This is a genomic window from Paenibacillus sp. LC231, from assembly GCF_001860525.1.
Classification (GTDB): Bacteria; Bacillota; Bacilli; order Paenibacillales; family Paenibacillaceae; genus Paenibacillus_AQ.
Genome location: NZ_JFOM01000033.1, coordinates 1 through 21,083, shown reverse-complemented (window position 1 = coordinate 21,083; position 21,083 = coordinate 1). Strand labels below are relative to the sequence as shown.

Sequence of the window (21,083 nt, the reverse complement as noted above, 5' to 3'; positions counted from 1 at the left end):
AAGTGAAAGTGACAAATAACAATGAGCCTGAACAGAGTTATGGTCAGGCTAGCGTCTTTAGGCGCAGTTTGGCAACAAGGGGTTATACCCCAAGAGCAAACCACCCGTTGGACGGGTGGTCATGATTGTCCACCACATGTATGGAATGGATTGTTTCTCATCATTAAGAATGGCTCTACCGTCGAAATTTGTCATAACAAAAGTGCAATTTATACTTCTAAAGTAGCAATTTTTCGATGTCATATTGACTGGAAATTGAATGCTAACTAGAATGTGTTATAACAAATAATCAATACATTCAAAATTGTTAATACAAGTAAGTACGAGCAGGAGGTGGTGCATTGCCAACGGAAGCCGATATTAGTCGTCCACCGTGGCTAATATTCACTTACGCAATTTGATCGAGAAAAAGGAGGTCATGACAAAGCATGGACGCCCGATTAAACTCGGCATCCCCACAGCCCGCTCCAAAGTCCAACAAATGGACGCATGTTAAAAGGCAGCTTAAGCGAAATATCGGGTTGTATATCATTATCTCGCCGGCGGTGCTTTATTTTTTGATCTGGCATTATTGGCCGATGTACGGCGTTCAGATCGCCTTCAAGGATTTTATGCCTGGCCTTGGCATTTGGAACAGTCCATGGGTCGGGTTCGAGCACTTCGAGCGGTTATTTGACGCTTATTATTTTTGGACCATTCTGAAGAATACCATCGGGATCAGTTTATACGGTCTGTTGGTTGGCATTCCCGCTCCGATCCTGCTGGCGCTTTTGTTCAACGAGATTCGAAATCGTAAATTCCGCTCATTCGCCCAAAGCATCTCCTACGCACCGCACTTCATTTCGGTTGTGGTCGCGGTCGGTATTCTGTTCTTCTTTATCTCGCCGACGAATGGCGTCTTCAACTCCATCCTTGTTTCCTTGGGGAGGGAACCGGTCGATTATTTGGCAGAGCCATCGAAATTCTGGCATCTGTACGTCTGGTCGGGCGTATGGCAAGGAGTTGGCTGGTCTTCGCTCATCTACAGCGCTGCCATCTCGGGCATCTCGCCTGACCTGTACGAGGCGGCTTATATGGACGGGGCCAGCAAATTTCGGCGAATTTGGCATATAACGATTCCCGGTATCGTTCCGACCATCGTGATCCTGTCCATCTTGAGCGCAGGCGGCATCATGAGTGTCGGCTTCGAGAAAATTCTGTTGATGCAAAACGCGATGAACCTGGAAACCTCCGAGGTGATCTCCACTTACATGTACAAGAGCGGACTGCTTAACACCCAATACAGCTTTTCGGCGGCAGTCGGCCTGTTCAACAATGTGATCAATTTTATCATCCTGATTATCGTCAATGCGGTTGCACGCAAAGCGGGGGAGACCAGCTTATGGTAGAAGTCGTCGATGCAGGATTAAGGAGGGAATGTAAGAAGTGCTGCTGAATATCAAACAAACGCCTGGAGAAAAGCTGGCCGATATCATCATTCTAGTGCTGTCCATTCTGGTAATCATCGTCATTTTGTACCCGCTTCTCTTTGTTTTGTTTGCTTCATTTTCCGATCCGCGCCAAATTTGGGACAAGCCGCTGCTGCTGTTCCCGGCAGGCTTCAATCTTGACAGTTATGCCAAAGTGTTCGAGAACAGCGAGATCTGGAGAGGGTATGCCAATACGCTTCTGTACGCATTCATAGGGACGGCGATCAATATTATGATGACGGTATTTGGCGCTTATCCGCTCTCCAGAAAGCGTTTTTACGGCAAGGGACTGTTTACGCTGCTGTTTGCTTTCACCATGTTTTTCGGTGGCGGGCTGATCCCTCTTTATTTGGTAAACAAGGAGCTCGGACTTCTGAATACGATGTGGGCCTTGGTACTGCCTGGTGCGATCAGCGCCTACAACATGATTATAATGCGAACCTACTTCCAGACCCGGATTCCGGTGGAGCTCGAAGAGAGCGCCTACGTCGACGGCTGCAATGATTTTCATATGCTGTATCGAATTGTGCTGCCTTTGTCGATGCCGATCATTGCCGTAATGATCCTGTTTTACGGGGTCGGCCATTGGAACTCTTATTTTGACGCTATGATTTATTTGACGGATCGAAATAAATTCCCGCTGCAGCTGATTTTAAGAGAAATACTGGTTCAGAACGACTTCAAGGAAATGGCCGGAATATCGGTCGGTGCCGAATATGCGGATCAGATGATGGTCAAGGAAGGCTTGAAATATGCGATCGTCGTATTATCCGCGCTGCCGCTGCTCCTGTTGTATCCGCTGTTGTCGCGTTTCTTTGAGAAAGGCATCATGGTGGGAGCTATCAAAGGGTAAGCCGATATAGAGGGCGGTCATTACCGCTTGGAACTCATAATCATGAAAAGAGGGGATATGGATATGAGAAAAGGAATGAAACTTCTGCTTGCCTTAACGATGTCATTTTCGTTGACGCTTTCCGCCTGCGGCGGTTCAGGGGGTAAGGCGGAACCGGAACCGGCCGGAACGGACGGAGATCCCGGGAACATCAAGCTAAGGATTGTCAAGCGCGGGTATACCGATGTGCATCCTCCGGCCGATCAATTATGGATGTGGCAAAAATACGAAGAAATGTCCGGCATTCAAGTCGAATTTGAGGAGCTGGCGGGTTCCGCCGTCAACGAACGAAAAAATGTCATGCTCGGCTCCAACGACCTGCCGGATGCATTCTATCGCATTGCTTTCGGCACCGATGAGCTGATGAAATACGGCAAACAAGGCTTATTTGTTCCGCTCGAGGAGCTGATTGAGCAGCATGCTCCGAATTTGAACAAACTCCTGAAGGACAATCCGGACATTAAGGGAGCCATCACGATGTCGGACGGGCATATTTATGCCCTGCCTTACGTCGATTTCTCTAAAGCGTTCAATTCCGTTCGCCTGTATATCAATAAGGATTGGCTGGATGAAGCGGGGCTTGAAGTGCCCAAGACGACCGAGGAGTTCCGACAAGCGCTCATGAAGGTTCGGGAGAAGGACAGCTCCCGTCTCGGGTGGGTGCTTGAATCGCAGTATTGGACTTTCCTGGAGAGTTTCCTGGCTGGCAGCTTCGGCATGGGGGAAGGCGGTGCCAAGGCATTCGGTCAATATCTATATAAGGACGCGGACGGACAGGTCAAGACAACGTTTAATGATCCGAAGTACAGAGAACTGCTCCGTTTCATGAGCGATCTGTACAAGGACGGGTCACTGGCCCAGCAAAATTTTACGACAGGCTATGATTATGCGAAGTGGTCTACGGACGGCTCCAACAATCTGATCGGTTCGTTTGTATGGGAAGGACCGGGATATATCGGTAAGGATGCAGCCGAGAACTATGTAGGCATTCATGCCCTCGAGGGGCCGAACGGGGATAAAGTCGCCGGGGTGCTGGGGCCGCCTGCCAAAGGGATTTTCGGTTTCGTTATCACCAACAAAAACAAATATCCGGTTGAAACGATCAAGTGGATCGATTATTTCTATGGGGAGGAAGGGATTAACTTTGCCACCTTTGGACTTGAGGGCGAAACCTATGATATGGTTGACGGCAAACCGAAATACAAGGACGAGATTCTAAATTACAAGGGCGGCGTGCAGCTGGGCGCTTTCCAATATGTTGATAATGTGTATGGTGCTTATTATCCATATGTTGAGCCAGACGACGATTTGCGGATGGCGGCGCGTGGGACGACGGTAGCCGCCGAGATTAAGGCGGATCCGGCTGAGCTGGATCAGTTGGCGCCCAAAGAGCTTTGGCCAGATTTTGTTCCTACGGATGAGGAAGCCAATCAAACGAGCGCGATCCTGACCGATATTAATAAATACATTGAGGAGATGCGTGTGAAGTTTGTGACGGGGAAAGCCAGCCTGGACACGGACTGGGATAACTACGTAAAGACTCTGGACAAAATGGGAGCCCAGAGCTACTTGGATATCAAACGAGCGCAGTATGAACGTTATACAAATGTAAAGTAATCGAAATGACTCGAAGTAGGAAGATAGGAGCGGTTTACATGCCAATGATGCAAACGCTATAATTTTAGTACGACAAGATTTACACTGGAAAATAGATATAGATGGGATGAGAACCAAGTTGACCAAAGACAATAAACCACCGCTGTATCGCGTGATGATGGATGAGCTGAAATCGCAAATTTCTTCAGGCCACTATGCTCCTGAAGCCCAGCTTCCTACGGAGGCCGAGCTAAGCTCCACCTTCGGCGTGAGCCGTATTACAACAAGAAGAGCGCTTGAGGAGCTGGAGCGGGACGGGTTTATCTACCGTGTCAAGGGAAGCGGCAGCTTTGTTAAACCCCGGCAACGTGGCCAGGAGCAGCGGTCGGTTGGAATGGATAAAATGATATCGCTGATCCTGCCTTCCGAAGACGATCGCGGCACGATGGGATATATTCGCGGAGCTTCGGACTGGCTCAACGCGAACGGTTACTATTTGAGCATTCACCAAAGCGACTACGATTCCCAGAAAGAACGTGATCTGCTGGAAATGCTGATCCGAAAGGGCATTGCGGCCATTATATTGTATCCGCGGAACGATCAGACGAACTACGACATTCTGCATCGACTTTGCCTTGAAGATTATCCGATCGTGACGATCGATAAATATTTTGACAGTCTGCCGCTAGGGGCGGTGGTTTCTGACAATTTCAGTGGATCCTATCAAGCCGTATCCAGGCTGATTGAGCTCGGTCATCGAAAGATCGCGTTTCTTACAGCAGTCAGCATTGAATCAACCTCTTCGGTGCGCAACCGGTATTTCGGATACTGCCAAGCGCTGAAGGATCATGGACTTCCCGTTGATAGCCGTTATATCAGGCTGAATATGAAGGATTATCGAGAGAAGGTTGGCTTTGAACGATTTTATAATGAGCTGCTGGACTCTTACCGGACGGAAGGGGTAACGGCTGTTCAGACGGAGAATGATCTGATCGCCGCCAACCTGCTGAACCGCTGTTTGGAACGAGGGATCCGTATTCCGGAGGATATTTCGATCATAGGCTTTGATAATAATCCTGTCACAGAGCATGTCATAATTCCGCTGACCACCGTTGAGCAGAATTTTTACGAGATTGGACGCCAAGCTGCCGAACATGTTGTAAACTGGCTCGAGAGAGGGAAACAGACACCGGACCGGACACTGATCCCCGTCAAGCTGGTGGAGCGCGATACAACCGCAGCAGCTCCGAGAGGGAAAGTCACGGAGTAGATAGGATAGAAAGGATGATATGAAGGCTGATTGCCGGGCAGGGCTTCTTCCTGCTGCAATCAGCCTTTTTATTGGTATGTAAAAGTTGAGTATAAAAATTCTCTACTTACTCAATCACTCCGCAAGGATGGTACATTATTTAGAGGCACGGAGGAGGTGAACAACATGTGTACCATTCATATGCTGGTGGGGATACCCGGCAGCGGAAAAAGCTATTATGCCAAACAATTATGCAAAAGCGAGCGGGCCGTCATCGTTGCGACGGACTCGATCCGTGAAAGACTGTTCGGCAGCGAATCCAAACAGAAAAATACGTATCTGGTATTTGATGCAGCTTTCGCCGAAATCGAACAGGCGCTTGCGTCCGGACGAAATGTCGTTTTTGATGCCACCAATGTCAGCCGGGAGCGGAGACAGAAGTTCCTGAAGCGATTTGGCGATCGATCGGTGGAATGCCATATCTGCACAACCCCTTATGAAGTGGCTCTGGAAAGAGTCAAGGGACGAAAACGCCGGCTCGACGAGAAGATCATGACGAAATATGCCAAGAACCTTGAATTTCCTGTCATGAGAGAAGGATTCAGTAATCTGCATCTCGTTCATGAGCAGGGCGAAACGCAGCTTGCAAGAGAAGAACTGGAAGTGCTGTTAACACGCAGACGGGGTCATGATGAGTTATTTCTCTACTTGTCTCAATCTCCCTATTTCAATGTGATGCTGGGATATGATCAGGAGAATCCGCATCATTCCAAAACATTGTCGGAGCACACGTATGCCGTGCTGGAATATATCAATGCTTTCTATGAAGGCGAGTATCTGCTGGCTATGCAGTTAGCAGCACTGTTCCATGACGCGGGCAAGCCGTTCTGCAAAGTATGGAAGCAAGCAAGAGGGTACTATTCCTATTATGGGCACGAGCACGTATCGGCAAGCATAACCTGCCATACATTGCAGGACCTTGGATATGATGATGCATTCATTCAGCACGTCGTTCAACTTGTGAGCTTTCATATGGAAATTTTGCATGGAGGGGATGCAGGGGCATCCAAAATCTATCATTTGTTAGGCGAAGATATGCTGGCAGAGTTGTATTTCTTCGCGGAAGCCGATACCTTCGGCAAATAAGGAGGTGAACAACGATGAAAATAAAGTATCCCAAAACGATGCATTTGCCTTGGTCCAGAGGATATACGGATGACGATAAGATTTTACGAAACACGGACCATTTTACGGGACAGGAGGTCGTCATTACCGAGAAAATGGACGGGGAGAACACCACGATGTACCCCGGTTTCATTCATGCGAGATCGCTGGACAGCAAGGATCATCCTTCCCGTCATTATGTGAAGACGCTGCATGGGGGCATCAAATATTTGATTCCGGAGGGATATCGTCTCTGCGGGGAAAACGTATATGCCAAGCATTCACTTTCGTATGCTGCGCTGCCTGCCTATTACATGCTGTTCTCCGTGTGGAATGAGTTGAATGTGTGCCTGTCATGGGATGAGACGGAGGAATGGGCGCAACGTTTGGGGCTGGTTACGGTTCCTGTCTTGTACCGGGGCATCTGGGACGAAGATGCTGCCAAGGCTTGTTATACGAAGCAGTCAGACTGCGGCGGGGAGCAGGAAGGTTATGTGGTTCGGCTGGCTTCCGCATTTGCATATGACGATTTTAAGCGCAGCGTTGCCAAATTCGTTCGCAAGAATCACGTACAAACCGATGAGCATTGGCTAAGCAAACCGATCGAACCGAATCGTTTGGCTGCTGCGGAATAGACGATGGGTGTGTGTAATAAACTTTAAATATTAGAAAATGAGGTGCTGATCATGTAATTCCAGATTGCTTTGATGAGATAATGTAAATAGATAAAGACAGGAGCTGCCGCTTAAATCGGGGCTTTTTTTATTGTTGTTTGTACATAGGGTTACCACATTTTGTTAGTTCAAGTATAATGAACCTATACATATGGGTCAGAATACAGTCCATCATTATTTCATGATAGGAGTAAAGATGAATATGAAGATGTTTCGAGTTTCTGCTTCTTCAGGGATCAGATTGATGATATCGATGTTGATTTTAATCGCTGTTCTTCTTGGAAATATAATAAGAGGCCATGAAGAAAGGGACTTCTTTTATTATGCCTGCATGGTGTGGTTAGTTTTTTGTTCCGCCGTATTCCTCATCTCCGTATATCGAACCTATCTGATGAAACCTGGCGTGTTGGAAATGGCTCAGGAAGGAATCGTCATAAACGGTACAGTCATTAACGTTGAAGCTGTGAAATGTTTGCTGATCAACCATGACAGGAAACCGGTGATCGGGATCAAACTGAAGGGGCGTGCAATCGTACCGCTAAAGTTATGTTTTACGTTCGCGGAGGAGCAGACGGAGGGAATCAGGCAGCTGGAGTTTTGGGCACGCGAAAGACGTGTGAAGGTTTCTAAAGGTTTTTTTATGAGATGGCTGTAGAAAGCACTTACTTATTATTCCACCTAAAGGAGGATGATAATGGAGGGGTTTTACTCATTTATTATCCTTGTTATTTGTGTTGGTCAATGGGTCTTAAGGAAGATCATCGACGTAGGCGAGGAAGAGATGCGTGACACACCGGTGCATAAATGGTATCTTCTGGGCTCATGGGCTTTATTAATTCCGATACTCATCCTTATATGGACGATGGATAGGAGCAGACCCTATCCCATATGGCCATTCTTGTTATCCGTAATCTTCTGCTTTCGCGGATATATGGAGTGGAAATACATGCGTGAAAGCAGGCACCATCAAGTTTCAATCCTATTGGCTGCAGTCTCGGTTTTCTTCACAGGATTGATGATATTAATTCTCTTATTAAAATATTAAAAAAAAAGCAATCAGAAAGAAATGTCCCGGAGATGGGTCAGCTATAATGTAATCAGGTGTTTAGACATGGATTACATATGGGGAGAGGCTAATATGAATAATATGTTCAATCATGTAGATATGACTCAAATCTTAAACCGAATCGACACATTAAGCGCTCAATCACAACCGTTATGGGGAAAAATGGATGCTGCCCAAATGCTGTCTCACTGCTCCGCGTTCCAAGACATCGCCATGGGCATCACAAACCCGCCAAGAGGCTGGTTAGGCAGGTTGGTAGGGAATCTTGCGAAGCCTGTGTTTTATAATGAAAAACCGTTACCCCGCAATATGTCTACGATTCCGGATATTTTGATTGCGGATCCAAGGGAATTTGAAACGGAAAGAGAACAATTGAAAGAAAAAATTATAGCATTCCAAAAGAACGGACCTGAGAGATGTACCACGCATCCTCATGCATTCTTCGGTAAATTGACTCCGGAGCAATGGGGGAGGGGATTATACAAGCATCTGGACCATCACTTGAAACAGTTTGGTGTTTAAGGCTCAGGAAACCTGTGCAGTATTGATGCGAATATCCCTCCGTAGAGCCAGCATACAACGTACGTTGACTCTACGAGGCAGGAGGGTTTTGCTGCAGATTGTCCATTTTTCTTTATAACCAATCCCCATATTTCTCCATTGTAAACTCGCCTTCCAGCTCCAGCCGGGTATCCGGCTTACTGCCGTCATAATAGTTGACGTCCATCGTCGTACCCGTCCAATATACGTAAAATACGCCATTTCCTCGATATTCAATGCGTCCCCGGTTATTATTCACTTCTTGGTGTTCTAAATAATACAACCTTGCATCCAGGCTTCTGGAGTTCTCGTGGTAACCCTGGGTTATCGTAAATTCCAGCGGTACAAACTCATTCAGTTTTAACGTATCCAGATAAATCGTAAGCTCCGCATCCGGATTGTTCAATATTTCATCCGAGTCCGGTAAAGACTGGAGCGGCTCGGGTTCCGTCTCGGTCTCGAACCAGAGCATGATGTGCGGCCGTTCATTGACTTGGGTGCGGGTTGCATAGGCTTTGGATTCGGCCAAAGCGTGTTTTTCGGTTCCGTTATACCGGATTAAAGTTAAAGTTCCTGTCATGCAAATCTCCTTATCCATCTCTCCTTAGTATTCTTGAAGCGATAAATATTCCAGCAGGGCATCAATTTGCTCGCTTCCCAAAAGATCAGTCAGTGATGGCATCACATGGGCGAGAAAATCCGGTTTGGTCTCATAGGTTTCTTCGTCGCTGGTTTCACCTTGGAAATGAAGAGCACCTTGAATGAGAATGGACAGCGCGTGAAAGCAATCTGCAAGCGAATTCGCGATCAGCTTAGGCTCGCCACCTTCGAATGCGGCATATACGGGCGAACCACTGGCTTGGACGTCTACAATCAGCGGATCATCATTCACATTGGCAATCACGACGTGATGAACAGGCCAAGTGCTCGATTCCACGATTTCACCACCGTCGCTAATCCAGCGATAACCCAATTGCTGCCGGGTCAGATGCTCAGGAGAAACAAAGTAGATAACCGCCGATTCTCCGATCTCAACCGCCGCGTTTTTCATTTTATGGGTTCCTTCGGCCATAGCGTCAATCATCTCATAATGGCTATATAGATAGATCAGCTCAGGGGACAGCCTGATACGTTCATCCACGGGTGGCATCCGGACATCGGACCGCTGTCGTATTTCATGATCGGTGAAGAGCCCGAAATCCCGATTATATAAGTCCTGTTGTTCTATGAATCTCGTTAGTGCGGCTTCCATTTCCAGCATTTATTTCATCCCTTCCAGCATATTAACCGAATTATAACACGCCAAGTCACCGTGGTTAAGCGAGGGAATACGAACTCAGGAATGAAATATGGTAGAATATCCCGTATGAGGGGGCTACGAGAGATGAAATATGAATTCAATATTACAGCGTCGATTTCCGAGCTCGTATGGTATCCGGATGAACGCTCTGACGAGTATAAGGTACACCCGAACTTCAAAGCGGTGATGGATCGGCTTGGCATAACGATTCCCGTAAGAAATATATATGAACGGTACTTTGATAGTCCGGTGAATAGCGGACATGTTCTGGTATTCCACGAGGTGGAGGATTCGGTTTCCTGCATTGTGCTGGACACGTATCGCGATCCGCTGGATCAGCTGGATATGATTCAGCTGGGTTGGCGAAGCCATAGTGGGGATAACGAGATTCGTCGGCTATCCCGCAAATTTTATGATGAATGTGAGTTTGCGGTCCGCTACCAGGAAGGACAATCGGTATTGTACGAAATGCTGCGCGAAGATCGATATCCACGGCAATTCCGCTATGATACGGTATTTGAGCAGAAGATGAAACGATACGTAAATTTCGCGGGTTCCCCTAATTTGAAGGAGTGAGCAATTCGGGTTTATGTCGGATGAAGCACAGCGGAATTTGCCGGAAGAGGGGGAATCTCTTGAGGACTGGCTGAGCTTTGAGCAGACCAATCTGCTGCATGTGCCCCGTACTAGGCAATGTGACGAATGTCCAGGTTAGAAATACAAGCAGCCTCGTGAATGGAAGGCTGCGAGATCATTCTTGTCGATCCGCCTCTAAGGCCCATTTCGCTCGATAAGCGGCAGGGGGGATGCCCTTGAACTTGGTGAACAGCCTTGTGAAGTAATGAACGGATGAGAACCCGGTTCGCTCTGCAATCACCTTGATGGGTTCTTGGGTGTGCTGGAGCATTAATTCGGCTGCCCGGATCCGTTCGGTGCGAACCATTGAGGTAAAGGATTCATGGATGCTCTCCGCAAACAATCGGGATAATTGCCGCTCGGACACATTCAGGTAAGCCGCTACTTCGGGTAGTGACACAGGCCCGCTGAGGTTGTCTCTTATGTACAACTTTGCCTTTTGAATGAGTTGTAATGTGGATGATAGGAGTGGAGCGCTTTCGAAGCTGCCGGAAGCCCCGAGCAAACCAGGAAAGGATTGCAGGAGTACATGTGCCAGCTTGGGCAGAAGCGATGAAGGCAGCGAGTCATCGGATTCCGACCGGATCAGCATGGATTTCCATATTTGGGTGGCGGGTGATTCGCCCGCATGCTCGGTCCAAACAGCACATCGATCAAGCGCTTCCATGTATTTCACCGATACATCGGGAGCTGATGGTTTCTCCATCGCTTCAAACGCAACGAACAACAGATTCAGATCGTGAACGTCTTTAATCTGATGTAACCGACCTGGGCGTGTACAGAAAGCTACCCCTTCATATAAGGGATAAGTCTGATTTTCGTCCGTATATACACCGGTCCCGCCGTCCACATAACAAATCTCATAGAATGAATGGCGATGTATGGAATTGGCCGTCAAATGCCGGACGGTCCCCCAGTAATGGACAAGGAATGAGAGGCTTTCACCCTCAAGCCGTCCGGCATAACGATTAAGGCGTTCCTCGCTTTTGCTCCAATGATACAAGGCAGTTTACAGCTCCTTTGGCGTAATTTTGCAAAACGTCGTCATCCCCGTGCAAATACGATTTCGCTTGCCCTTACTATAATTAAACTAGAAATTCCATAAAATATCGAGAGGGTGCATGGTGATGATGGACGAGAAGGATGTGCAATTTTACAAAGAGAATGGGTACCTGCTGGTCCGGGGCGTTTATAATCAACAGGAAGTTGAGGATATGAGAGCGGCAGTTGATGGGATCATCCAGAGGGCGGCACGCGCCAAATCGGATCAAAACCATGCCTGGCAAGGTGATTTCCTGCCGCCTGAGCAGCTTAAGAAGCTGGTCCTGAAAGGTTTTCACGATGTGCACTATCATGATGCCGCGTTCATGCGAGCGGCAATCCATCCCCGTATGACAGAAGCGTTGAACGGAATCATCGGTCCGAATGTGCAACTGCATCACTCGAAAATGCTGGTGAAGCCTCCTGCTAACGGGGCCGCGTTTCCCATGCATCAAGACTATCCGTATTTCCCGCATCGCGATCACACCATGTTAGCAGCCAGCGTTCATCTCGACGATGCCGATATGGAGAACGGCTGCCTATGCGTTGTGCCGGGGTCCCATAAACAGGGCGTTTTGCCGCATATCGGCGCTTACTATTTGAACCACAAGGAGTATCCATTATCTTCGGGAACCCCGTGCCCAGCCAAGGCGGGCGATGTGCTCTTCTTTAATTACCTGACCATTCATGGTTCGGACGTGAACCGGAGCGATCGTACGCGGAGAAACATCCTGTTCCAATATCGAGATGCAGCGGATGTCCCTACAGCGGATGTTCACTTCGATTGGGGAATGGGCCTAATGGTAAGCGGAACCAATCCGGATTTCAACAACGTGAAGCCAAAATATAAAATCATCGGTTCGAAATGACCACATCATAGTGCTGAGCCCGTTGTTTTAATTCAAAGCAGCTTAAAGCCCCCTGCGGGGCTTTTTTCTATGCCTGAAATTCATGGCTGGTCATGTTCACAACTAACATGTAAAAATATTTCGTTGTAAAGTTAGCCAGCCCCCCTATACTAGATGATAATAGATCGGTTGATACAAAATGGGGGGAACGCATGAAACTTCAAGCTCCGGGCAAAGCATCGAAATGGTTTGTATATCAGAAAATCGTCATCGTTTTTATTCTATTATTACTTCCTCTCATCTCGATGAATATTTGGTTGAATTATAAGGGGATGTCCGTTACGAAGGAGTCCCTCTTGAACTCCGCGACGGCAGGCGCATCCTTCTATTCCAAACAGCTCGATAAAGAGATGTATTTTATCCGGAATTTACAGCTGCAGCTGTTAAATGACAAGGATCTGCAGAAGCTGAGCTTTCGGGGCAGCATGCTGGAAGACTATGAAGAGGTGGAGCTTATTGATCAGGTCAGGGATCGGCTTGCAACCCTCATGGTCTCCAGTGAGTACATTGTGAGCGCCGGTGTTTACGTAAAAGATATCGGGAAAACGATCTCCACCACAACGGGCGTAACCAACACGCCCAATAAGGAAATGGAACGGATATCTTCCATGATGTCGGTTATGCCCAAGCCTTCTTTTTACCGCAGCGGTGACCGGATTTTTCTGATTGAAACCGAAAACAACGGCGGCATCTGGTCCTACATCGAAATTTCCAGATCCAAGCTGCTGGGGGCTTTAAGCGAAATTGCCAAGCTGTATCCGGAATCCGAAGTATTACTCGGGAGTAAAGAAGGGGGGACCATATTAACGACAGCTTCGCGGGATGATGAGTCATCCGAGATTTTGAGTCATATCCTGGACAATCCCAGCCCGGAACAAAGTGTATCGGGGACGGGGGAGCTGGATGGCGCAGACTATTTTATCATCCAGAATGAAGTTAGCGCGCTGCATCTGTCCCTGGTCATGTATGTGAACCAAAATGAAATCACGCGGCCTTTAAGCCAATTCATTACATGGTTTTATACGTTGTTTATTCTGGCGGTGACCGTCATGGTGCTCTATTCGTTCTCGGTTAATCTGATGATCCACAGGCCTCTGTCCAAGCTTGTCAAAGCCTTTCATATGATCGAAACCGATAATTTGAACATCATGATCGATTCCAGAAGCAAAGATGAGTTTCATTACGTATTTAACGGGTTCAACAGGATGGCGCATAAGCTCAAACATTCGATTGAGGAAAACTATGAGCAAAAAATAGCACTGCAGCACTCGCAGCTGAAGCAACTGCAGTCCCAGATCAATCCGCATTTCCTATATAACAGCTTCTTCAATATTTATATGATGTGCAAGGTTGGAGACTCGGACAGCGCAGCGGAGCTATCGCAAAAGCTCGGAAGCTATTATCAATACATCACGAGAAGCGGCTCCGACGAGGTTCCTTTCTATACGGAATACAAGCATGCTCTCGATTACTGCGAGATTCAAGGCATCCGCTTCTCGAACCGGATAACATATGAGCATAAGGAGATTTCGGACATCCCTCCGTTCATTACCGTTCCGAGACTCATCATACAGCCTATTGTAGAAAATGCGTTTGAGCACGCGTTTGAAGACGGTATGGAGGAGGGGAAATTATACATCAGCAGCGATTACCGGGAAGGCCAATTGCGTGTCACGGTGGAGGATAACGGGAAGCTGCTAACGAATGACATGCTGCAGCGTTTGCAGGATAAGCTTGCGATGGATTCGAAGCATATTGAAAAAACAGGTTTGGTCAACGTGAACAACCGGCTTCAGCTTAAATACGGGCCAGGCAGCGGATTATTCATCTCTCGCAGCGCCTATGGCGGCTTAAAGGTGGATCTGATCATTATCATCGATGGGATAGAGGAGGGGCATCATCATGTATAGACTGTTGATCGTAGACGACGAACCTGTCATCGTTAACGGCTTGGTTCAGCTATTTCAGGAGCATACACAATTGGAACTGGATGTATGCAAAGCTTATTCCGCCAAGGAAGCGCTGGAGATTGCCATGAGAGTGAAGCTGGACATCCTGGTCAGCGATATACGAATGCCCCATAAGAACGGGCTTCAACTGATTGATGAAATTACATACTATTGGCCGCATTGCCGAATCATTTTCTTGACCGGTTACAGTGAATTTGATTATGTACATGAAGCACTGCGAAAAAACGTGGATAATTACATCCTGAAAACCGAAGGAATCGATCCGATTTTTCAAGCTGTTCAAGAGGCCTCCTCTAAGCTTGATGAGGAGAATCGTCGCAGAATTCAGGCGGAAAAGGCAAAAGTGCATTTTCAAATCGCCGAGCCTCTGCTGAAACGGGAGCTGATACGTAAGGTATTGAAAGGAGAACCTGTTCATCGTCTATTGTCCGAGCCTCGCTATGAAGAAGTGGAGTTCCGCATTGATGTAGACCAGCCGGCATTCTTTATCTTGGGAAGGATCAGCGGCGCAGCGGAGACGAAAACAAAGGATGTGGCGCAAGCTGTTCAGATGACGTTTATCAACGATTTGCCCTCCTCATTTACATGCGAGCATGCTGTTCTGGATGATGCCTTACAGGTATGGCTGCTGCAGCCGGATGCGGAGCTTCGGAATCGTTTTCGCGGGGATGAGCCGGAGTATGAGCTGCATTGGCACAGGTTTATATCCTATATGAAGGGCATCCTGGAGCTGGTCCAAAATGAATGCGAGGAACTGCTCGGTGTTCATGTTTCTTTCGGGATATCCGGCAATCTGCTCCATAAGTGGGATACCTCGGGGCAGCAGCTTGATGTTATACAATCCATGCTGCAGTGCAGGGCTGCGCTTGGTCAAAATATGGTCATTGTGGACATTGAAAAGGCTAAAGAGCTTGAAGATAACGTGCGAGAATACGACCGGTACAAGCAGGATGATATGAAATTCGATGTGATTGACCAGATCCATAACTATATTTTGGAGCATTTATCCGGGGACGTCTCCTTGACCGCGATTGCGGAGGAAGTCCATTTTAACCCGTCCTATCTGTCTCGCTACTATAAGCAGCTGACAGGGCACAACCTGCTGGAGTATATCCAGGCAAAGAAGCTGGAGGGGGCGCTCCATCTGATGTTGCATACGAATATGAAATTGCAGGAGATTGCCACTCGGCTCGGATTCGAATCTCCTTCTTATTTCACGACATTTTTCAAGAAAAAGATGGGGGTTTCCCCTCAGGAATACCGAAATACCCAATAAGTAAAAAAAGTGAAAGAGATGTAAAGAACTTAAAATTGATAGCGCTTTCGGGCGGAATCTATAATGAGACGTAAGCAGCACGGATTTCAAGATTACGCCAGATAAAGGGGGAAGCAATCATGAGATGGATCAAACTAGCGAAGATGATGTTGATTAGCACGATGACGCTTTCGGTAATGGCTGCATGCTCGAATCAGGTAAAAGAATCTGAGGGGACGCCGGCCAAAACACCTACAGAGGATGCAAAAACGAATACGGCACCGCCCGACCCTCTAGGCAAATATCCTGAAACGATCACGGTCACGCAAGTGCTCGGCTACAATCCGCCGGAGGATCCGCGGACGCCGCAAGGGATTACACCTGAACAGAATGCTTACTTCAAAGATCTCAAAGACATGCTGAACATTGAGGTTCAGTACAAATGGACGGTGCCTTCCAGCCAGTTTGAACAGAAGTTTTCATTAGCCATGGCTTCGGCAGATCTGCCGGATATTATGGAACTGGACCAGAAAAACTTCGAGAAGCTGAAGAAGCAGGGGATGCTTGCCGATCTTACCCAAGCTTACAACGACTTTGCTTCACCAGCACTGAAAAAGTACATGGAGTCTGACGGCGGATTTGCGATGAAGACGTTTACGTCGGAAGGCAAGCTGCTCGCGATTCCCGGATTTGAGGATCCTTTCCTGTCTACCCAGCTGCTCTGGATCCGGAAGGACTGGCTCGACAACCTGAATTTGCAGCCGCCGCAAACCATGGATGAGCTGGAACAGGTTGCAAGGGCTTTTGTGCAGCAGGATCCGGACCAAAACGGTAAAAGTGACACGTACGGTATCGCGATGCAGAAGAATCTATTCTTCTGGGGCTTTGACCTGAGAGGTTTCTTCAATGGATTTGGCGCTTATCCGTCCATCGGGGACAATCAGTCGGCCTGGATTAAGGACGACAGCGGCAAGCTTATACCTGGACTCATTCAGCCGGAAGTAAAGACCGCGCTGGGCAAGCTGCAGTCCTGGTACAAGGAAGGAATTCTGGATAAGGAGTTTGCCTTGAAGGACGAGAACAAGTCCGTTGAAGATATTACCGCAGGCAAGGTCGGCATTTCTTACGGCGAATGGTGGTATCCGAACTGGCCATTGAATCTCAATGTCGATAAAGATCCTAAGGCAGAATGGATTGCCCTTCAAATTCCTGGGCTGGATGGACCCGGGAAGTCCATGGTGCCCAAGATTCGCAGCAACAAGCTCGTGGTCGTGAACAAAAAAATGAAGAATCCGGAAGCTGCTATTAAGATGATCAACTTCTACATCGAGATGGGCAACAAAAAGTACATGGATCAGAATAAAGCGGAAAAAGGATATGTATACAATTGGTTCAACCCACGGATTTATAATCCGGCCCAAATCGATACGATCTATACGGAAGTAAACAAAGCGCTTGACGCGAACCAATCGGAAATCACGCTGGATGACGAGAACTACAAAAATGTGGCCGACGTCTTCAAAGCAACAAAGGATTACCTTGCCGGTAATACCGCAGATGCCTCGAAAGGCGTGAATTGGGGCCAGTATTTCAGTCGGGCGGCGAAAGACGGCGGCTGGGGAATGACGCGTCAAATCAAAGAAAATCAGGCTTATGTGAACAATGAATTCTACGGCCTTCCCACGGCAACGCAAGTGGAGAAGGGATCCCAGCTCGATAAACTGATGCAGGAAACCTTCACCAAGATCGTCATGGGGGCTTCACTGGATGAATTTGATAAATTCGTTCAGAGCTGGAAGTCGCTTGGCGGCGATCAGATCACGCAAGAGGTCAACGATTGGTACGGCCAGCAGAGTGCCAAATAATCTTTGAATGATAGAACGGGAGGATAAGCCTTTATGAAGTTGGCAGATTCCTCCCGTTTTAAATGGACGGGGAGGTTCATCTGTGAGAACGCTGAAAAAAGAATATCTGCTGCATTTGATGTTGCTGCCTGGAGTTATCGTTACGTTAATTTATGCTTATGGGCCTATGGCCGGCCTCGTGATGGCTTTTCAACAGTTTGAGCCGCTGGCCGGGTTCTTCCACTCGGATTTCGTTGGCTTTGACAATTTTCGATATGTATTTGAACTGCCCGATTTCAAGCAGGTACTGTGGAACACCATTGTCATTTCCGTATTCAAAATGATTTTGTTTTTACTGGTGCCTCTGATCCTGGCACTGCTTCTCAACGAAGTTACCCGAAGATGGTTCTCGCGCTTTATCCAATCCGCCATCTTCCTGCCATTCTTTCTGTCCTGGACGGTGCTTGGCGGCGTCATCATAGAATTGTTCTCCTTGAATGGTCCGGTAAACGGCTTGCTGGGTGCGCTCGATATGGAACCGATCATGTTTATGCTGGATAACCACTGGTTCCGTGGGATCATTATCGGTTCGGACGTATGGAAAGGAATGGGCTATAACATGATTGTTATGCTCGCAGCCATAACAGGAATCCATGCAACGCTGTATGAAGCTGCAGAAGTAGACGGAGCGGGAAGATGGAAACAGATGATTCATATTACACTTCCCGGCATGGCACCGATTCTCATCCTGCTGGGTGTATTAAGTCTTGGCGGAATTCTCAATGCCGGTTTCGAACAGATTCTGATTATGTACAACCCGACGGTTTATGAAGGTGCGGATATTATCGATACCTTCGTCTATAGGCTTGGAATGTTCAGTCAGCAATTCGGACCTGCCGCCGCAGTCGGCTTCTTTAAATCCGTCATCTCCCTGGCACTCGTGGCTGTGACGTACTATGCGGCTTATAAATATAACAATTATCGGATCTTTTAGGCTGGAGTGGAGGTAGGAAAATGCACAAACCAACGATCAGCAGAAGGCTGTTTGTAATCTTGAATACGCTGGTTCTATCCGCAATCACCTTGCTCGGTATCATTCCGTTCATTCATTTGCTCTCGATTTCGTTAAGCTCGAATACAGCGGCGATGGCGGGAGAAGTGAGGCTCTGGCCCGTCGGCTTCAACCTGGATGCTTACCGGTATTTGGGTGAAAAGGTGGAGTTTTTTCGATCGTTTCAGGTTTCGCTTACACGGGTTGTGTTAGGAACGGCGGTGAATATGTTTTTGGTATTCATAACCGCATACCCGTTATCAAAATCCAATCATCAATTTAAGTTCCGAACGCCGTACGTGTGGTTTTTTGCCATTACGATGTTTTTCGGAGGGGGCTTGATTCCCACTTATATGATCGTAAAGAATACCGGCTTGATTGACTCCGTATGGGCGCTGATTCTTCCTGGGGCGCTCAATGTTTGGAACATGGTCCTCATGCTGAACTTCTTCAGAACGATCCCGAAGGAGCTGGAAGAGGCTGCAACGATTGACGGTGCCGGACACTGGAGAATATTATGGCGTATCTACCTGCCGGTTTCCCTGCCGTCCATTGCAACGATCGGCTTGTTTACCATCGTGGGACACTGGAATGCATGGTTTGACGGAATTCTGTATTTGAATTCACCGGATAAATATCCGCTGCAAACCTATTTATCCACGCTCATTATGTCAATCAACTCCCAAATGACCTCGATATCGATCGAGCAGATCAAGGCGATGGAGAATTTGAGCGAGAAAACGCTCCGGACTGCCCAAATATTCATGGGAGCGCTGCCGATCATGGTCGTCTATCCGTTCCTGCAGAAGTATTTCGTTAAAGGGATGACGGTTGGCAGCGTTAAAGAATAAGCACTTGTAAAAAAGGAGAAGAATCGGATGAATAAGGTTAAGGTTGCCCTCATCGGAGCAGGGCTGCGAGGCATCAACTATATGGAATATGCCCTGCTGCATCCCCATGAGCTTGAGGTGGTTGCCGTCGCGGAACCGAATCAGCAGCGGAGGGAACAGTTTAAAGCTAGGCATGGCCTTGAAGATTCGGCCTGCTTCGAGAATTGGAATGATTTCTTTGCAGGGCCCAAGCTTGCAGACGCGGTATTGATATGCACCCAGGATAAGCAGCATTTCGAGCCGACGATGCGGGCGCTGGAGGCCGGTTACCATGTGCTGCTGGAAAAGCCGATGTCTCCAGATCCCGAGGAGTGCATCCGGATGGGCGAAATGGCTTCGCAGGCCAAGCTGGTGTTTTCCATCTGTCACGTGCTGCGATATACGCCGTTTTTCACAACTTTAAAGGAACTACTGGAGCGTGAAACCATTGGCCAATTGATGTCGATCCAGCATAACGAGAACGTGGGCTATTGGCATCAGGCGCACAGTTTTGTCCGGGGGAATTGGCGTCGTAAGGAAGATTCCAGCCCTATGATTCTCGCCAAATCCTGTCATGATCTCGACATTTTGCTATGGCTTGCCGACTCGGATTGCCTGCGTGTATCTTCTTTTGGCTCGCTGAGTCATTTTACGGCAGCGCAGGCACCGGAAGGCGCACCCAAGCGCTGTCTGGATGGATGCCCGGTCTCGGATCAGTGTCTCTATTATGCGCCTGATCTATATTTGACAGAGGATACGAATTGGCCAACGTCGGCGATCAGTGATGATATGAGTTATGATGCCCGTTACAAGGCGTTGCTGGAGGGGCCATATGGCCGCTGCGTATACCATTGCGATAATGACGTTGTGGACCATCAGGTCGTCAATCTGGAATTTGCCAACACCGTGACGGCTGCATTTACGATGAGTGCGTTTACGCGAGATGTCAGCCGCACGATCAAGCTGATGGGAACCCGCGGGGAAATCCGCGGCGCCATGGAGAAGAATGAAATCGAGATCATTCACTTCGGCAGCGGCAAGATCGAGCGAATATCTTTTGAGGATAGAGGCGGGCATGTCGGACACGGCGGCGGTGATATGGGCCTGATCAAGGATTTTCTGAGACTTGTGCAGTCAGGGGGAAGCGATCAAGGGCTGACTTCGGCAAGCCGTTCCGTTCAAAGTCATCTCATGGCGTTTGCGGCTGAGCAGTCGAGAGTGGATGGAAAGGTCATCTCCCTAAAGGAATTTGAGCAGCAGTTTAGCCCGTCAATGAGCACGAAGTCCGGGAACTAATAGGTAGATACTCAAGCCTGGTTGCTGCTGCAATCGGGCTTGTTTTGTTGTTATGGCTTTAGCCAGTTGAGTGCGTGAAACGCGCGAAACAAAAAACCACCCGCTATGCGGGTGGAGGGATTGAGGGTTTGACCACTGAGACCATTCCAATAAAATTGAGATGTTCAGGCTCAAAGAAAGGAATGGTCTCAAATGGCAACCAAGAGCTACAGCCTAGCTCACACAAAGTGGATGTGCAAATACCACATTGTATTTACCCCGAA

At 48.0% G+C, this 21,083-nt stretch carries 20 protein-coding genes and 1 pseudogene; 18 read left to right on the top strand and 3 right to left on the bottom strand.

Translation table 11 applies throughout. The features are described 5' to 3' along the window. The first annotated feature begins 428 nt into the window (after positions 1-428). The 9 genes from AK95_RS20870 (at position 429) to AK95_RS20830 (ending at position 8,632) form a co-directional block, all read left to right on the top strand. Complete coding sequence (locus tag AK95_RS20870; protein ID WP_071221841.1) at positions 429-1,388, top strand: ABC transporter permease; 960 nt, start codon at positions 429-431, stop codon at positions 1,386-1,388. 37 nt (positions 1,389-1,425) lie between these two features. Further along, complete coding sequence (locus AK95_RS20865) at positions 1,426-2,322, top strand: carbohydrate ABC transporter permease (RefSeq protein WP_071221840.1); 897 nt, start codon at positions 1,426-1,428, stop codon at positions 2,320-2,322. A 63-nt stretch (positions 2,323-2,385) separates the two neighbouring features. Then, on the top strand, positions 2,386-3,978 hold the full coding sequence (locus AK95_RS20860; RefSeq protein WP_071221839.1) for an ABC transporter substrate-binding protein: 1,593 nt from the start codon (positions 2,386-2,388) through the stop codon (positions 3,976-3,978). 118 nt (positions 3,979-4,096) lie between these two features. After that, on the top strand, positions 4,097-5,227 hold the full coding sequence (locus AK95_RS20855; RefSeq protein ID WP_071221838.1) for a GntR family transcriptional regulator: 1,131 nt from the start codon (positions 4,097-4,099) through the stop codon (positions 5,225-5,227). Between the two features lie 165 nt (positions 5,228-5,392). Then, a complete protein-coding gene (locus tag AK95_RS20850; protein ID WP_071221837.1) occupies positions 5,393-6,352 on the top strand; it encodes an AAA family ATPase in 960 nt (319 codons plus the stop codon). Between the two features lie 14 nt (positions 6,353-6,366). After that, complete coding sequence (locus AK95_RS20845) at positions 6,367-7,005, top strand: RNA ligase family protein (protein ID WP_071221836.1); 639 nt, start codon at positions 6,367-6,369, stop codon at positions 7,003-7,005. A 241-nt stretch (positions 7,006-7,246) separates the two neighbouring features. Beyond that, positions 7,247-7,699, top strand: coding sequence for a hypothetical protein (locus AK95_RS20840; RefSeq protein WP_235613186.1), 453 nt, complete (start codon positions 7,247-7,249; stop codon positions 7,697-7,699). 33 nt (positions 7,700-7,732) lie between these two features. Beyond that, complete coding sequence (locus AK95_RS20835) at positions 7,733-8,089, top strand: DUF4181 domain-containing protein (protein WP_343225170.1); 357 nt, start codon at positions 7,733-7,735, stop codon at positions 8,087-8,089. 93 nt (positions 8,090-8,182) lie between these two features. Then, positions 8,183-8,632: a DUF1569 domain-containing protein gene (locus tag AK95_RS20830; protein WP_071221842.1), complete on the top strand. Its 450-nt coding sequence runs from the start codon at positions 8,183-8,185 to the stop codon at positions 8,630-8,632. Between the two features lie 112 nt (positions 8,633-8,744). Here AK95_RS20830 and AK95_RS20825 read toward each other — a convergent pair whose 3' ends face one another. Both AK95_RS20825 and AK95_RS20820 read right to left on the bottom strand, forming a co-directional pair. Next, complete coding sequence (locus tag AK95_RS20825) at positions 8,745-9,230, bottom strand: hypothetical protein (protein ID WP_071221833.1); 486 nt, start codon at positions 9,228-9,230, stop codon at positions 8,745-8,747. A 24-nt stretch (positions 9,231-9,254) separates the two neighbouring features. After that, on the bottom strand, positions 9,255-9,911 hold the full coding sequence (locus AK95_RS20820; protein WP_071221832.1) for a hypothetical protein: 657 nt from the start codon (positions 9,909-9,911) through the stop codon (positions 9,255-9,257). Positions 9,912-10,034: 123 nt separating this feature from the next. Between AK95_RS20820 and AK95_RS20815 the strand changes: the two genes are divergently transcribed. Then, positions 10,035-10,526, top strand: a complete 492-nt coding sequence (locus AK95_RS20815; protein WP_071221831.1) for a hypothetical protein — start codon at positions 10,035-10,037, stop codon at positions 10,524-10,526. 175 nt (positions 10,527-10,701) lie between these two features. On the opposite strand, the gene AK95_RS20810 is transcribed toward AK95_RS20815, so the two are convergent. After that, positions 10,702-11,589 carry an AraC family transcriptional regulator gene (locus AK95_RS20810; protein WP_071221830.1) on the bottom strand — a complete coding sequence of 296 codons (888 nt, stop codon included), beginning with the start codon at positions 11,587-11,589 and terminating at the stop codon, positions 10,702-10,704. A gap of 124 nt (positions 11,590-11,713) precedes the next feature. Here AK95_RS20810 and AK95_RS20805 point away from each other — a divergent pair, with 124 nt between their 5' ends. The 8 genes and pseudogenes from AK95_RS20805 to AK95_RS34260 all read left to right on the top strand — a co-directional run. Beyond that, on the top strand, positions 11,714-12,496 hold the full coding sequence (locus AK95_RS20805; RefSeq protein ID WP_071221829.1) for a phytanoyl-CoA dioxygenase family protein: 783 nt from the start codon (positions 11,714-11,716) through the stop codon (positions 12,494-12,496). Between the two features lie 191 nt (positions 12,497-12,687). After that, the gene (locus tag AK95_RS20800; protein ID WP_071221828.1) at positions 12,688-14,445 is read left to right on the top strand and encodes a sensor histidine kinase; all 1,758 of its coding nucleotides are present in this window, start codon (positions 12,688-12,690) and stop codon (positions 14,443-14,445) included. Beyond that, positions 14,438-15,781, top strand: coding sequence for a response regulator (locus AK95_RS20795; RefSeq protein ID WP_071221827.1), 1,344 nt, complete (start codon positions 14,438-14,440; stop codon positions 15,779-15,781). Before AK95_RS20800 ends, AK95_RS20795 begins: the two co-directional genes overlap by 8 nt. Positions 15,782-15,900: 119 nt before the next feature. Next, positions 15,901-17,625, top strand: coding sequence for an extracellular solute-binding protein (locus tag AK95_RS20790; protein ID WP_071221826.1), 1,725 nt, complete (start codon positions 15,901-15,903; stop codon positions 17,623-17,625). Positions 17,626-17,707: 82 nt separating this feature from the next. Beyond that, positions 17,708-18,598: an ABC transporter permease gene (locus AK95_RS20785; RefSeq protein WP_071221825.1), complete on the top strand. Its 891-nt coding sequence runs from the start codon at positions 17,708-17,710 to the stop codon at positions 18,596-18,598. 20 nt (positions 18,599-18,618) lie between these two features. Then, positions 18,619-19,506: a carbohydrate ABC transporter permease gene (locus AK95_RS20780; RefSeq protein ID WP_071221824.1), complete on the top strand. Its 888-nt coding sequence runs from the start codon at positions 18,619-18,621 to the stop codon at positions 19,504-19,506. Between the two features lie 27 nt (positions 19,507-19,533). Continuing rightward, complete coding sequence (locus tag AK95_RS20775; RefSeq protein ID WP_071221823.1) at positions 19,534-20,820, top strand: Gfo/Idh/MocA family protein; 1,287 nt, start codon at positions 19,534-19,536, stop codon at positions 20,818-20,820. Between the two features lie 192 nt (positions 20,821-21,012). Then, positions 21,013-21,083: pseudogene (locus tag AK95_RS34260) on the top strand (IS200/IS605 family transposase); the annotation flags it as partial.

What these genes read in the sequence shown, in the direction of transcription:
- AK95_RS20870 (WP_071221841.1), top strand. Translation starts at nt 429, where the DNA reads ATGGACGCCCGATTAAACTCGGCATCCCCACAGCCCGCTCCAAAGTCC.
- AK95_RS20860 (WP_071221839.1), top strand. Translation starts at nt 2,386, where the DNA reads ATGAGAAAAGGAATGAAACTTCTGCTTGCCTTAACGATGTCATTTTCG.
- AK95_RS20850 (WP_071221837.1), top strand. Translation starts at nt 5,393, where the DNA reads ATGTGTACCATTCATATGCTGGTGGGGATACCCGGCAGCGGAAAAAGC.
- AK95_RS20845 (WP_071221836.1), top strand. Translation starts at nt 6,367, where the DNA reads ATGAAAATAAAGTATCCCAAAACGATGCATTTGCCTTGGTCCAGAGGA.
- AK95_RS20840 (WP_235613186.1), top strand. Translation starts at nt 7,247, where the DNA reads ATGAAGATGTTTCGAGTTTCTGCTTCTTCAGGGATCAGATTGATGATA.
- AK95_RS20835 (WP_343225170.1), top strand. Translation starts at nt 7,733, where the DNA reads ATGATAATGGAGGGGTTTTACTCATTTATTATCCTTGTTATTTGTGTT.
- AK95_RS20830 (WP_071221842.1), top strand. Translation starts at nt 8,183, where the DNA reads ATGAATAATATGTTCAATCATGTAGATATGACTCAAATCTTAAACCGA.
- AK95_RS20825 (WP_071221833.1), bottom strand. Translation starts at nt 9,230, where the DNA reads ATGACAGGAACTTTAACTTTAATCCGGTATAACGGAACCGAAAAACAC.
- AK95_RS20820 (WP_071221832.1), bottom strand. Translation starts at nt 9,911, where the DNA reads ATGCTGGAAATGGAAGCCGCACTAACGAGATTCATAGAACAACAGGAC.
- AK95_RS20815 (WP_071221831.1), top strand. Translation starts at nt 10,035, where the DNA reads ATGAAATATGAATTCAATATTACAGCGTCGATTTCCGAGCTCGTATGG.
- AK95_RS20805 (WP_071221829.1), top strand. Translation starts at nt 11,714, where the DNA reads ATGATGGACGAGAAGGATGTGCAATTTTACAAAGAGAATGGGTACCTG.
- AK95_RS20800 (WP_071221828.1), top strand. Translation starts at nt 12,688, where the DNA reads ATGAAACTTCAAGCTCCGGGCAAAGCATCGAAATGGTTTGTATATCAG.
- AK95_RS20795 (WP_071221827.1), top strand. Translation starts at nt 14,438, where the DNA reads ATGTATAGACTGTTGATCGTAGACGACGAACCTGTCATCGTTAACGGC.
- AK95_RS20790 (WP_071221826.1), top strand. Translation starts at nt 15,901, where the DNA reads ATGAGATGGATCAAACTAGCGAAGATGATGTTGATTAGCACGATGACG.
- AK95_RS20780 (WP_071221824.1), top strand. Translation starts at nt 18,619, where the DNA reads ATGCACAAACCAACGATCAGCAGAAGGCTGTTTGTAATCTTGAATACG.
- AK95_RS20775 (WP_071221823.1), top strand. Translation starts at nt 19,534, where the DNA reads ATGAATAAGGTTAAGGTTGCCCTCATCGGAGCAGGGCTGCGAGGCATC.